The following is a 14,330-nucleotide window of genomic DNA, read 5'->3' on the forward strand; positions in this document are numbered from 1 at the left end:
GAATCACCTCATAATCATTATGGGTCAACTTCTCACGAATCTCCCCTTAATATTAAAATGTTATAATAAGAAGATGCTTTAAAAAACACACTCATTCGTAATCGCAACTTCGACAGATCTGTAAATCGAAAATCATTTAATTCCATTGTTTAGTTAGCTTTATTTTTATAATCTCCACTACTTCTTCCTGATTATTAAGATGAAGTTTACGGAATAGAGATACTGACTCTATTTCAAGGTCAGATAAGTATATTTCCTCATCAGTGAAATTATATACTTCACCTTCCTTAAATATTCTGAATGGCGGCTTATCGCCATCTTTATAATTGCCGAAAATTAACCATTCCATATTAATAAAAATTGTTTTCCTAATGCTTCCATTGTCTCAAATGACGGTTTACACCTATTGTTTTCGATATCGCTTAATGTGCCTTGTGAAACACCAATGAATTGTGAAAATGATTTTTGTTCAAGATGATTTGTCTTTCTAATAGATTTAATGCGTTCCCCGACTGTTTTCAACGAAGATCAACTCCTATGTAAAGTGAAAAGAACCCGACGTTCATCGGGTTCTTTTCGTGACCTTGATACAACTGCGGTTCCACACTTTTTTATCACCAGACACCCAACAGACTGAAACTTTCAAACCTACTCCACAGTCACACTCTTCGCCAAATTCCGCGGCTTATCCACATCATTACCACGAGCCAATGATGCATAATACGACAGCAGTTGCAACGGAATTACTGCTAGAGCCGGTGAGAGCACATCCAGCGTTTTAGGAATCAAGAAGGTGCTGTCCACAGATTTCTGCAGCTCACGCTCGCCTTCTACGGCAATACCAAGAACATTGGCGCCGCGCGCTTTTACTTCTTTAATATTGCTCACTGTTTTCTCTTGAAGTTCATGCTGTGTAGCCAGAGCAATAACAGGGATATCATCCTCGATCAACGCAAGTGTTCCGTGTTTAAGTTCACCGGCTGGATAAGCTTCTGAGTGGATGTAAGAAATCTCTTTCAGCTTCAATGAACCTTCCAACGCCACGGCATAGTCCAAGCCTCTGCCAATGAAGAATAGATTGTCATGTTTAGCCATTTCTTCGGCGACAACTTTAATCGCTTCTGCTTGCCCCAGAATCTCTTCTACTTGAGCAGGAAGCTCCCTTAATGCGGTAATCGCTTCTTTAATTTCCACAGCGGATTGCGTTCCCAATGTTTGCGCAAGGTGTAGTCCTAATAAATAGAAAGCTATCAGTTGTGAGGTGTAACCTTTTGTCGAAGCAACGGCAATCTCCAGCCCTGCCCATGTTGTAATCACATCATCTGCTTCACGTGCCACTGAACTTCCAACTACATTCGTAATCGCAAGAACATGCGCACCTTGGTGCTTAGCTTCACGAAGAGCAGCAAGCGTATCCGCTGTTTCACCGGATTGGCTAACCACGATGACTAGCGTATCTTTGGTGATAATAGGTGAACGATAACGGTATTCAGAAGCCACATCGGTTTCCACCGGAATGCGAGCCAGCTTTTCAATGACATACTTTCCAACCATACCTGCATGATAAGCAGTTCCGCAAGCCACAATATGAATGCGGCTAATGTTACGAATAGCTTCGGCAGATAGCACAAGTTCATTCAATGTTACTGCGCTGCCATCTGTCGAAATACGGCTTCCCATGGTATCACGATAGGCTTTGGGTTGGTCATAAATTTCTTTCAGCATAAAGTGATCATATCCGGCTTTTTCAGCTGTAATAATATCCCAATCGACATGAAACATTTCCCGGGAAATGAAATTACCTTCCAAAGTCATCAATTCGACACCATCTCGTGTCAAAAGTGCCATTTCGCCGTCATTTAAAATGAACACATTTCGCGTGTATTCCAAAATAGCCGGAATATCCGAACCGATAAAGTTCTCTCCTTCACCGATACCGATGATCAATGGGCTAGCTTGACGAACAGCAACTAGTCGATCTGGTTCATACTCTGTCAAAACACCTAATGCAAAAGCGCCAGTCATATGCGTGACCGCTTTTTGTACCGCTTTGAGAATATCTCCTTCGTACAAATCAGCGATAAGATGAGAAATGACTTCTGTATCTGTCTCCGAAACAAAGTTGTGCCCTTTGGCCGTCAACTCTTCCTTCAAAGTGATGTAATTTTCAATGATTCCATTGTGTACAACAGAAAATTTCAATGAATTATCCGTATGAGGATGAGAATTTACGTCCGATGGTTTACCGTGGGTTGCCCAACGTGTATGTCCAATTCCTACGCTTCCTTGCAGGGGAGTTTCTTCTAATTTAGACTCCAGATTGGCTATACGTCCCTTGGCTTTCTTAATCTGCAGCCCGTCAGCTGTAAATACCGCTACACCTGCTGAATCGTACCCTCTATATTCGAGCTTTTTGAGCCCTTCTAATAAAATTTCCTGAGAATTCCGCTTACCAATATAACCAACGATTCCGCACATAGTGTAGTACCTCCATAGTTTTATAAGCCTCTCCTAAAAGGGCTTTTTTTCAAAGATCTTGTTTTTGGGCAAAACAAATAAACCGTATATAATCGACTTTCATTACGTTCATCTCAAAAATTGAATTGATGTTGGATACTTGTCAGCCTGGTCGCCCAAGCGTTTTTGCTTTCCAACTTAACGGCATTCAAGATGCCGGAAGGTCCCCGCCGAATGTTTCGAACACCTTCACCTCGTCAACTCGCTGCGTAGTAGGTTCGCTACTTTTCCGATCGCTTGCGAGTTCTGGCGCTATTTATTCCATGATTAACCTCTACCCTGCCTTTCCTTCTTGAGTCAAATCCATCATATTCATTTTGGAGCGAGCTTGCAACTCCTTTTTTCTTGAGAAAATCCCCATTTCGCCAAATCAAACGAAAAGGGGACTCGAAAACACTACACTAACTGTTCTTGAATCACCTTGGCAATATCATGAACGTAGGCTTCTACTTGCTCTTTATCAGGGCCTTCTGCCATGACTCGAATCAATGACTCCGTTCCGGAAGGACGTACCAATACACGCCCGTTGTCGCCTAATTCTTCTTCAACTTTGCGAATGGCCTGTTCAATGATCGCGTTATCTTTGAGCTTACTCTTGTCAGCCACACGAATGTTGACCAAAAGCTGCGGGTATTTACGCATAATCGCTTTTAATTCACTCAGTTTTTGGCCTGATTGCACCATCGTGTTAACCAGCTGTATAGCCGTAAGAATACCATCGCCCGTAGAAATATAATCTAGGAATATGACATGTCCAGACTGCTCTCCGCCTAAGTTATACCCGCCTTTACGCATCTCTTCCATCACGTAGCGATCTCCTACAGCGGTTTGCAAAGATTTAAGACCTGCTTTCTCGATACCTTTAAAAAACCCTATATTAGCCATCACCGTTGTCACGATCGTTCCGTGGTTCAGCTTCCCTGTTTGGTTAAGCGCGTTGCCTAGAATGCTCAGGATGAAATCGCCATCTACTTCAGCTCCCGTTTCATCGATCGCAATCAGACGATCGGCATCTCCGTCGAAAGCCAGCCCAATAGCCGCTCCGTGCTTCACTACTTCTTCGCGTAACTTCTCAGGATGCGTAGAGCCGCACTTATCGTTGATGTTGCGACCATTCGGCTCTGCACCGATGGTAATCACTTCCGCTCCTAGCTCGCGGAAAACTTGAGGCGCCAGCTCGAAAGCTGAGCCATTCGCGCAATCCAAAACAACCTTGTATCCAGTAAAAGACTCGGATACGGTCTCTTTTAAGAACGCCACATAGGCTAGTTTAGCATCTGGCTGATCTGATACGGTTCCTATCTCTCCGGCAACAGGGCGAGGCAATTCATCTACTGCCGCGTCAGCAGCTGCTCAATTTCAAGTTCAGTCTCGTCCAATAGTTTAAAGCCATCGCCACCAAAAAACTTAATCCCATTATCTTCAACCGGGTTATGCGAAGCCGAAATCATTACGCCCGCATCAGCTCCGAGCGTCTTCGTCAAATAAGCTACTGCTGGTGTACTCACAACACCGATCCGAATAACCTCTACACCAATGGATAACAAGCCCGCCACGAGAGCAGCTTCCAACATAGGTCCTGAAATTCGTGTGTCGCGGCCAATAACAACCTTTGGATGCTGCGCTTGTCTCGTTAATACATAACCGCCGCAGCGGCCAACTTTATAAGCTAATTCTGGTGTAAGTTCGCCATTAGCGACACCACGTACACCATCCGTCCCAAAATATTTCCCCATATCTTTGTTCTCCTCTTTCTCTATAACCTTTTATGGATTTGCTGTTTTTGGTGCTTTCTCACTGATTTCAACTGTTGCCTTCACTTGCTGCGGCGTAGCAAATTTCACATAAGTTGGTAAATTAACCGTTACATTCACCTCATGCTTACCAGGCGGCAAATTACTTACATCCAGTATAGCCTGCACATCCTGCACTTTAATTTGATCAATTAATGTAGGAGCTCCTTCAACCGTCATGGATAGCTTAGCCGTCTCCGGCAGAACAACCTTCGTGTTGTAATTTTCATTTTGACCGATAATGGTCAGCGGAATATTATCCAGCACCTTTGTAATCGAAGGTACTACTTCTACATGCACCGTTACTTTGGCAGGATCCAATTGAGTTACTTTATTCCTAAGCGGGATGTCCAGTGAATAATCCTTCGTTTCCTTAATATCCTGCACGTTAAGCTGCGGGCCTTGATAAAATTCCAGTTTATCGACAACATCTTGTGTACCATAAACCGTTATTTTATCCGGATTTTGCGTCACCTGAGAGATCGCGAACCCCTTTGGCGGTTCTCCGGTTATCTTGATCTGCAGAGGAATGGTTTGGAACGGACTCGTAATCGGAACTTCCACATCAACAACAGATGGATTCATATTCACAGTTACTTCTTTTCCATCCTTATCAAAAGCCTGCAGCCTCACTTGCTTCGTAACAGCAGATTGCGCCTTATCAACAGATACCTCACCGCGTACGTTCTCAATCTGTCCGAGTTTACTGGTGGGCGCCGTAATATAAACCTTATTTGGTTTCACGATAGGCTGGCCTGCTTTAAGTCCTGCCGCAGGTGTCCCTTTCAGATTAATGACAACAGGCACTTCTTTCATCTGCAGCTCTTCAATAACGACATGCACGGTTCTCGGCACAATCTGGACATCGACATCCGAAGGAAAACCGACTGCTTTCAGCATGAGCTGTTGATCGCCTTTGCCCACCTGGGTTAAATCCAACTCGATTTGATAATTGTTGTTCGTCGTTACCTTTTTAACAGAAGCTTCTTTTCCGCTCAGAATAACCTGTACATTAGAAGGCGTCATCGACGAGATGAAATAATGACTTTCATCATACTTGGTCGTAATGGCAACATTATTAATCGTTTCTTCACGTTCTCTAAGCGGTGAATTTCCCGAAAGATTCGTTTGATCCATATGAACAACAACCCACAGCAAAATCCCTATAATAAGCGCGACAACTCGCACTACATTCGTATTACGCAGCCATTTATCCATTTGAACGTCCCCTCCATTTCATGAAAGGGTTCTTTTCTTTTGCTTTCGTTTTTGGCTTTAGTTCTTCAAATAACTTAGCGATCAGAGATTCCTCTTTAATATCCCGAACGATATGGCCATTCATGGTCAATGAGATTTGTCCGGTTTCTTCAGAAACAATAATGCACATCGCATCCGAAACCTCACTCATTCCAATGGCAGCCCGATGCCTAGTCCCAAGCTCCTTGCTAATGAAAGGATTTTCAGACAGTGGTAAATAGCAGCCAGCAGCCATTAACTGGCCCTGCCGAATAATAACAGCTCCATCGTGAAGCGGTGTGTTAGGTATAAAAATATTAATCAAGAGCTCCGCACTGATTTTGCTCTCTATCGCAATGCCGGATTCTACATAATCGGTTAGACCTGTTTCTTTCTCAAAAACAATCAAGGCCCCTATCTTTCGTTTAGCCAAATAATTCGCGGCTCTTATCACTTCACCAATACGCTTATTCACATCTTGATCTTCTTCAGATGAAGACCGGCTGCTGAAAAGCTTACCGCGGCCCAACTGCTCTAAGGCTCGACGCAGCTCTGGCTGGAATATGATAATAACCCCAAGAACCCCAAACGTGAAGGTCTGATTCATCATCCATTGCAAAGTACTTAATTTAAACCAAATACTTAACGCCCATGTAATGACGACCACAAGGATCCCCTTCATGAGTTGAATTGCTCTTGTCCCACGCACTAGCAGGATCAATTTATAAATCACATAGCTAACGATGAGAATATCGACAATATCCTTAGCCGAAATGCTCGTGAGTAAGTCCATTTATTATTCTCCCCCAGGCGACAGCAACCATTGTTCTCTCTAATATAGAATCATAACATAATCCCCGTTATACTTCTATTTTTCTGCCATTACGAGAAATTAATCATGTAATCTTGAGGACTTTTCATACAAAAAAACGCCCTCATCCGGCAGAAGCCGTGTCGATGACGTTTCAATTTAATTCGAAAACATACCCACGAATTCATTTAATTTATACCAAATCCAGCCAAGCGCTTCATCTACTTGTGTTACTTGCCCAGAAATATGCGCGGTTGATGCTAGGTTTAGGGTCCCATCAATAACAATTAGGTTACCTGTCACATCACCTTCCACCTTCAGCGTTCCACGTTGTACAACAAGATCGCCTTTGACCGTATGCCCCTCTGGCACTGTTACCGTATCCCCTTGAATCACAACATCTTGAAGATCGTTACCCTTAACCATCAAATTTTTATCGTCATTCCACATGGACATGAAACTACCGAACATGACTGTTGCGAATACAACAGCTACAGAGATACCTGGATGCTTGCGTATCCAATACATCCAAGAGCTACGCTTCTTAATCGGAGGCAGTCCGCTCATGATTTGTGCAGTCAACGTATTAGGCACACTGATTGGCGACAGCATTCTGACGATCGCATCTGTTTTCTCTAATTCTTTGAACAAAGTATGGCAGGCCTTGCAGGAAATCAGATGCTCTTTCAATTGCCTTGCTTCCAATCCGTGCAAATCACCGTCGAGATATTCATGTATGAGCGGGAGGGCTTCCTTACAATTCATGATTCAGCCACCCCTTTCTTCAGCTTTTGCGGTATGTCGTATACCATACGTTTGGCATTCAAATATGTTTCACAATGGAATAGGATTATTAATTTCAAAATGTTCCTCCTGCTCCAGCTTCTTGCGCAAATACTCACGCCCGCGATGAACACGTGTTTTAATGGTTGTCACCGGCATATCCAGCACTTCCCCGATCTCTTGCAAAGACATATCGTGCAAATAGCGAAGAATGACCACAGATTTATATTTCTCAGGCAGCGTCTCGATCGCACGGCGAATATGTTCCTGCGTTTCCGATACAATGACCTGCTTCTCAGGCGTGTCTTCATGGCTCGGCAGCATGCCGTAATAGTCGCTGCCTTCGCCATCTTGTATTTCCGCATCCAATGAATATATATTTTTCTTTCTGCGCAGCTTATCAATACACAAATTGGTCCCTATACGGAAAATCCAAGTAGAAAATTTTTGATTCTCATCGTATCGATGGAGATTCGTATACACACGCAGGAAAGTCTCCTGTACGGCATCCTCAGCCTCTTGTTTATTATGCAGCATACGATAAGCCAAATGAAAGATCTTATCCTTATAGAGGTCTACAAGCTCTGCAAAAGCATTCCGATCTCCATTCCTGGCTAGCTTCGCCAGACGTGCTTCCACAAAGTTCAATTCGATTTCCTCCGGCTCCTTAACAATTCAACCTCACTACTTATCATTACCCATAACTTATGTTTTGGTTTCAGAAATAATAATGCCTCCCAGAATGAAGCCCATTCCTACCCATTGCAGACCACTAACGGGCTCTCCAATAAGCAAGTAGGCGGCTATAACAGCAACAGGGAGTTCAACCGATCCAAGCATGGCGGCAAGCGTACTGCCAACACGCGGAATTCCGATATTAAAAGCTACGGTAGGGACGACCTGACCCAAGAAGCCAAGTAAAAGTCCCCATAATAGTAAGCTTCCTCCATGCTCACCAACAAATACAGTAGGAGGATACAATATATACATCACAGGCATTGCCGCGGTAAGCATAATCGCCGAATTCATAAGTGGAGGCAGCTTGCTAACAACTTGTCCTGTGCAAAAAAGAAATAGGCCATAAGTCAAAGCCGATAGGAATCCATAAACGATCCCTGATGCACTCATCTGATGCCAATCTATCTCAAATATATTAACGGCCAACAACGTTCCCAGCATAATGATAACAATCGCTGCACCTTCTGCTTTTTTGGGAGCCCGGCGTTTGACGATACAATCCATAGCAATAGTTATCCAAGTAAATTGAAAAAGAAGAATAATGGATATAGAGGCGTTCAGTTGCTGTAATGCCAAATTGTAAAAAACCGTCGTTAAGGACAACCCAAAAATGCCAATCAAACCAAGCTTAATCCAAGGTCCCTTGAAAGGATTGACCCAAGATTTCTTATGAAAAGTATTAACAACCATACAAAAAGAGTACCCATCGTCATCTGAGCCGGTGTAATTTGTCCATCAGAAAACCCTCGATCATAGGCCATTTTGATAAACGAGGACAGCAAGCCATAGCTTGCAGCTCCTATAATGACAAGGCACATTGCTAACCATCGTCCCATTTTACTGTACAACCCCCGTCTTTGCATACCCAGCATAATGAAAAAGCCGAGCTGCCTCCTAAGAAGGCCCCCGACTTCATCATCCTTGTATCTTTAGCTTTGTTCTATGTCAGTCGTTTCATTATCAGCCAGTATTCCTAAGTCCTGCAGCAATACCGTTAATCGTCAATAACACTTCACGGAGCAGGATCGCATCGTCTTCATTGTTTTCACGCAATGCGCGAAGCTCAATAAGCAGCTCTACCTGCATATAGCTTAATGGATCTACATATGGATTACGAAGACGGATAGACTCTTGAATAACAGGAACATTATCCAAAATCTCCTGTTGTCCGGTAATTTGTAAAATGATAGACGAAGTTAACTCATATTCTTCTCTAATTAAGTTAAAGATTCGCTCAGCAATGGCTGATTCTTTTACGAGATGACCGTATTCCTTAGCAATTTGCAGATCTGCTTTGGCCAGCGCCATTTGTAAGTTATCGATCATGCTGCGGAAGAATGACCAGTTTTCATACATTTCTTTCAGTGTTTCTAAATTCTGGTCCTGCCCTTGATAGAAGCTTTGGAGACCTGTACCTGCCGCGTACCAAGCAGGAAGCAAATATCTGGTTTGCGTCCATGAAAAGACCCATGGAATAGCACGTAAATCTTCAAATTTATCGCTATTTTTCCGCTTGGAAGGACGGGAACCGATATTTAGCTCGCCAATTTCCGGCAGCGGTGTGGACTCTTTAAAGAATGTTAAGAAATCTTCGTCTCTGAAAATAAGATCTTGATACTTCGTCTGCGCTTGTTCCGAAATACCGCGCATAATCGTTTCCCACTTGCCTTCCAGCGGATTTCTTTGTGGGGAACGTGACAATTGGGAAGCTGTAATCAAAGCAAATGTCGCCTGCTCCAAGCTGCGGTAAGCAATACCTTGCAAGGAATAACGGGATGACAGCACTTCGCCTTGTTCTGTAATCTTAATGCCCCCGCCTAGTGTTTCCACAGGTTGAGCGAGAATACTGCGATTCAGCGGCATTCCGCCACGACCTAGCGCACCTCCGCGTCCATGGAAAAACTTCAGCTTCACACCAAATTTTTTGGCTGCTTCCGTAATATCCTGCAGGGCCATACGAAGCTCCCAGTTAGCTGTAATAACACCGCCATCTTTATTGCTGTCCGAATAGCCTAACATAATCTCGTGGAGCTGCGTAACTGGATCTAAACTACCCTTATATGCCGGAATGGCTAGCAGAGTGCTCATGATCGCAGGAGCAGCGTGCAGGTCATCTATGGTTTCAAATAGAGGTACGGATTGCAGCGTACTTGTCACACTGCCATCGCTTTCTTGACGATACAAGCCGGCTTCTTTTGCAAAGACAACAACCTCTAACAGGTCACTTGCTCCTTGCGTCATACTGATCAAATAACTATTGATACAGTTGCGTCCGAATTCCTTTTGAGCTAGTTTAACAGTACGATAAACATCTAAACATTCTTGGGTATTTTCCGAGTATTCCAAATAAGTGGAAGTAATCGGTCTTGGATCGTTCAGTACATCCGTTAGAAGTTGGATTTTCTCTTCTTCGGAGAGCTTGCTGTAATCACTTGTGATACCCATTTTCGCCAAAATTTCAGTCATCGCTTGTTCATGTTCTTTGCTGTGCTGTCTGATATCCAGAGAAGCCAAATGGAAACCAAACAATTCAACTTGACGAATCAGCTTCTTGATATATTTATCTGCAACATAGTCCGCGTAGTGGGTTCTAAGGCTAGTCTCTATAATCGTTAGTTCATGTATAAATTCTTCCGGCGTATTGTACTTATGACTTGCTGGCACATTCGGATTACCTGTATGGTGGATTTTCTCGATCATATAAGTAATCTTAATCCGATATGCTTCTTTCGGGTTGCGCCATACATCCTGCACATTGCCAATCGCTTCACGGTCAATTTGAATAGAGTCAATCAGAGCATCGCTAACCTCAACGATATTTCTGCTAAAACTCATGTGTTCGAGTGTTTCTTTAAGGGTTTCCTCATACTTTTGTAAAGCAAGCTGGCGGTGCAATTCAAGTGTTTCCCACGTTACGTTGGCCTTTACAGAAGGATTCCCGTCACGGTCTCCACCAATCCATGAGCCAAATTTCAAAAAGGACGGCACATGCCAAGTTTGTTGCGGGTAATATTTATTTAAACAACGTTCAAGTTCGTGATACACCTCAGGCAGCACATCGAACAAAGTCTCATCAAAATAGAATAAACCATTACGCACTTCATCGATTACCGTTGGCTTACGATCGCGAAGCTCGTCCGTCTGCCAGAGATTAAGTACCTCACCCAGCAGCTTCTCGCGTAATTGTTCGCGTTCACGATAAGTCAGCATGGGATTATCCAGCTTCATCATATCTTCTGAAATACGAAGATGAATATCAAGCACAGCTCTCCGCATAGCTTCTGTCGGATGGGCCGTCATGACAAGCTCCAACGAGATGGATTGAAGAATTTCTTGAACTTCTTGATAAGGAACTAGATTGTTCTTTAATTCTTGCACAATGCTTTCGATTGAGCCTGGTTGTACACTTTCACCTGATGAGCGCTCATAATCCCGTTTGCGGCGAATACGATGATTTTGCTCGGCAATATTAACGAGTTGGAAGTAAATAGCGAAAGCTCGAATCACTTGATGACGAATATCCGGATCCAAAGAAGATGTCGTCTTCTTGAATTCATCATAGATCTCAATGACATAATGTGCTCTTAATGACTTACTCATTTCACGAATTTTTTCGACAACATCCAGTAGTTCGTTTCCACCTTGATGAACCAGAACTTCACCTAGTATGTGCCCTAGGAAGCGTACATCTCTGCGCAACAAATTATTCGTTGCTTGCTTCTGTAAGCCAATTTCGTTCTCTGACATGACTCTCCACCTCATCTATTCACTATGTTCCATTAATGCTTCTCTCTATGAAAGCTAAACCTTAGAAAAACTCATTTCAGAATATTTTACCACAATACGTTCTCAGCATATAGTGTTTAATGAAAAAAATCGTTTTTCAAGTCATGGTAATTACTGTATAGTAGTTTCACCCGTTTCTCCGCATCTCACTCCCAAAATAACAGAAAAAGACCACCCGTAGGTGATCTTAAAACTTTAAGCGGGCGGCGGGAATCGGAACCCGCGCGATCAGCTTGCAATCGTATCGCCGGGGAGCCCGACCAACCGTTTCACATAACATTCCTCATAAAAAAAATTCCCTCCAAGCAACTCTGCAATCGTTATTCGGGAAAATCAATCTATTGCGTTCCCTCTGAGGATGTCATTGTTGGGTAAAGCTCATACGTCTTACCCCGTTCTATCGGAAATTCCACGATCAACGCTCCATCATCAACGGCTATGTCCATTCCACCACACCTCACAAGAACCGGATTTGGCGTTCGAACCCTACATATACCCGCCTTTGATGCAGTTATGGAAGCCTCTGACAGTTTTCCATGAATCCACATCAAGTCAACGATATAACCTCCGCGACCACGCAGTCCGGTAACGCTTCCTTGCGTCCACGCAGCGGGCAAGGCAGGAAGCAAGGATAGCTCTCCAGCATGTGTTTGAAGCAGCATTTCGGCCATTCCCGCAGTAGCTCCGAAATTCCCGTCAATCTGAAAGGGGGGATGCGCGTCAAAGAGATTGGGATAAGTTGATTTGCGCAGCATTTGACTCAAATGCACATACGCTTGTTCCCCATCTTCCAATCTTGCGAACATATTGACGATCCATGCACTGCTCCATCCTGTATGTCCGCCTCCGTGCTCCAGCCTGCGGTGAAGAGTTGTTGCGGCGGCTTTAGCCAGCTTCGGGGTATATAACGGGCTGATTTGCGTACCCGGGTGCAGCGCAAATAATTGTGAAATATGCCGATGGCCTGGGTCTGCCTCCTCGTAGTCATCCATCCACTCCATAATCTGACCGTGTCTGCCGATCTCCGTTTGGGGCAGCCGCTCCAGCAACGCTGTGAGCCGCTCTCTAAGCTCGGCATTGACATCAAGCAAGCTGCTGCTTTGTTTGCAAGCCTCTATAAGCTCACGAATAATCTGAGTATCCATCGAAGGCCCCATGCACAGCGCCCCTTTTGTCCCGTCAGCTAACAGATAAGAGTTTTCGGGAGACACAGAGGGTCCCGTCACGAGCCGTCCATCCGGCGCTTCAACCAAATAGTCGAGAAAAAAGGCAGCAGCCTCCTTCAGCACCGGATATGCCCTCCGTTCCAAAAAGCTAATATCTTCTGTAAAGGCAAATCGCTCCCACAAATGCAAACTGAGCCACGCTGCTCCCATAGGCCATAGGACACAGGTTGGGAATATGCCCTCAGGCCGCGTTTCTCCCCAAATATTGGTGTTGTGATGAGCCACAAACCCGGAACAGCCATACAACTCCCCTGCTGTCTGCCTACCGCTAGTCAGCATGCGCTCGATATGGTCAAACAAAGGTTCATGGCATTCCGACAACCCGCAAACCTCGGCAGGCCAATAATTCATTTGCGTGTTGATATTAATCGTATATTTAGACTCCCAGGGAGGTGTGAAGCTTTCGTTCCATATTCCTTGAAGGTTGGCGGGCAGACAACCAGGTCGGGAGCTAGCAATCAACAAATAACGGCCGTAATGAAAGTAAAGCTCCGCCAAGCCGATATCCTCTTTCTTCTCCAACATAAGCTTCAACCGTTCATCTGTCGGCAGATTGTCAAGCTGAGCGTCATTCGTCAGGCGCAAAGTCACCCGATCGTACAATTCGCGATAATCGCGGATATGTCGGAGTTCCAGCTCATCATCAGATAGCCGATTGGCTTCATCGATTTGCAGCCTGCATGCAGCTATCGGATCCGACTCACGAAACGTTGTCGCTGCGGCAAGCAAGAGCGTAACTTCACTAGCGTCCTCTACCGACAGGAAATCGCCGATTACGGAAATACGCCCATCTGTGGAGCGCGCCTTCAGCACACAAGCAAATTCTACCCCATGCTTCCCGCATTCCCCACTCATTTGGATACTATCGGCCGTCAAAGCGCCGCTTTCCCCTTCAAAGGGCCTACGATTCAGATTGGCGGAAAAATTCAACATCCCCGGCTGATCGCTCTTTAAACGTATGACGATCACCTGGTCTGGGTAGCTGGCAAACATAACACGGCGGTAAGTGACTCCGTTCATTCGATATTCCATACGAGTTATCGCATCGGTCAAATCCAATTCACGCTTATAGTCCTCCACACCACCTTGCTGATCGGTAAAATATAGCTTTAGATCACCTAAGGGCTGGTACGGATTATAATATTTCGGCGTGGAAAAGAGAGACATTCGAGTCAGTCGCGTGGCTGCCTCCACATTCCCGGCAAACAACTGCTCGCGAATTTCGGTTAAAAAACGGGAACCATCAGGGTTTAGACCATTTTTGGGACCACCATACCAGATGGAATCTTCATTTAATTGAATTCTTTCCTCTTGCACTCGACCAAATATCATCCCGCCAAGCCGTCCATTACCGATCGGCAGCGCTTCTACCCACTCTTGGGCAGGCTGCAGGTACCACAGCTTCTCACGATTTCTCAAAGGCGCCGCCTCCTTATACAT

The 14,330-nt window shown here is 44.5% G+C and carries 10 protein-coding genes and 1 pseudogene; all 11 read right to left on the reverse strand.

What is annotated here, in order from left to right; translation table 11 throughout:
* Nucleotides 1-136: 136 nt before the first annotated feature.
* The 11 genes and pseudogenes from FU659_RS35680 to FU659_RS20170 all read right to left on the reverse strand — a co-directional run bounded on the left by FU659_RS35680 (nt 137) and on the right by FU659_RS20170 (nt 14,309).
* Nucleotides 137-349 (reverse strand): hypothetical protein, encoded by a 213-nt coding sequence (locus tag FU659_RS35680; RefSeq protein WP_187274283.1) that lies wholly within the window; start codon nt 347-349, stop codon nt 137-139.
* Complete coding sequence (locus tag FU659_RS20125; RefSeq protein ID WP_147949216.1) at nt 337-522, reverse strand: helix-turn-helix domain-containing protein; 186 nt, start codon at nt 520-522, stop codon at nt 337-339. Before FU659_RS20125 ends, FU659_RS35680 begins: the two co-directional genes overlap by 13 nt.
* Before the next feature lie 126 nt (nt 523-648).
* Nucleotides 649-2,478, reverse strand: a complete 1,830-nt coding sequence (gene glmS, locus FU659_RS20130; protein ID WP_147949217.1) for a glutamine--fructose-6-phosphate transaminase (isomerizing) — start codon at nt 2,476-2,478, stop codon at nt 649-651.
* A gap of 435 nt (nt 2,479-2,913) precedes the next feature.
* Nucleotides 2,914-4,253, reverse strand: a pseudogene (gene glmM, locus FU659_RS20135) (phosphoglucosamine mutase).
* A 30-nt stretch (nt 4,254-4,283) separates the two neighbouring features.
* Entirely contained in the window at nt 4,284-5,528 is a 1,245-nt protein-coding gene (locus FU659_RS20140; RefSeq protein ID WP_147949218.1) for a CdaR family protein, read from the reverse strand.
* On the reverse strand, nt 5,521-6,339 hold the full coding sequence (gene cdaA / locus FU659_RS20145; RefSeq protein ID WP_147949219.1) for a diadenylate cyclase CdaA: 819 nt from the start codon (nt 6,337-6,339) through the stop codon (nt 5,521-5,523). Before cdaA ends, FU659_RS20140 begins: the two co-directional genes overlap by 8 nt.
* Before the next feature lie 177 nt (nt 6,340-6,516).
* Nucleotides 6,517-7,122 (reverse strand): zf-HC2 domain-containing protein, encoded by a 606-nt coding sequence (locus FU659_RS20150; RefSeq protein WP_147949220.1) that lies wholly within the window; start codon nt 7,120-7,122, stop codon nt 6,517-6,519.
* A gap of 69 nt (nt 7,123-7,191) precedes the next feature.
* Nucleotides 7,192-7,788, reverse strand: coding sequence for an RNA polymerase sigma factor SigW (sigW, locus tag FU659_RS20155; RefSeq protein WP_147949221.1), 597 nt, complete (start codon nt 7,786-7,788; stop codon nt 7,192-7,194).
* Between the two features lie 57 nt (nt 7,789-7,845).
* Nucleotides 7,846-8,568 carry a DMT family transporter gene (locus tag FU659_RS20160; RefSeq protein ID WP_147949222.1) on the reverse strand — a complete coding sequence of 241 codons (723 nt, stop codon included), beginning with the start codon at nt 8,566-8,568 and terminating at the stop codon, nt 7,846-7,848.
* A 270-nt stretch (nt 8,569-8,838) separates the two neighbouring features.
* Entirely contained in the window at nt 8,839-11,625 is a 2,787-nt protein-coding gene (gene ppc / locus FU659_RS20165; RefSeq protein WP_147949223.1) for a phosphoenolpyruvate carboxylase, read from the reverse strand.
* A 377-nt stretch (nt 11,626-12,002) separates the two neighbouring features.
* A complete protein-coding gene (locus FU659_RS20170) occupies nt 12,003-14,309 on the reverse strand; it encodes a glycoside hydrolase family 95 protein (protein ID WP_187274284.1) in 2,307 nt (768 codons plus the stop codon).
* Nucleotides 14,310-14,330 lie beyond the last annotated feature (21 nt).

The sequence above is a fragment of the Paenibacillus sp. N3.4 genome (assembly GCF_008017805.1).
Lineage (GTDB): Bacteria > Bacillota > Bacilli > Paenibacillales > NBRC-103111 > Paenibacillus_E.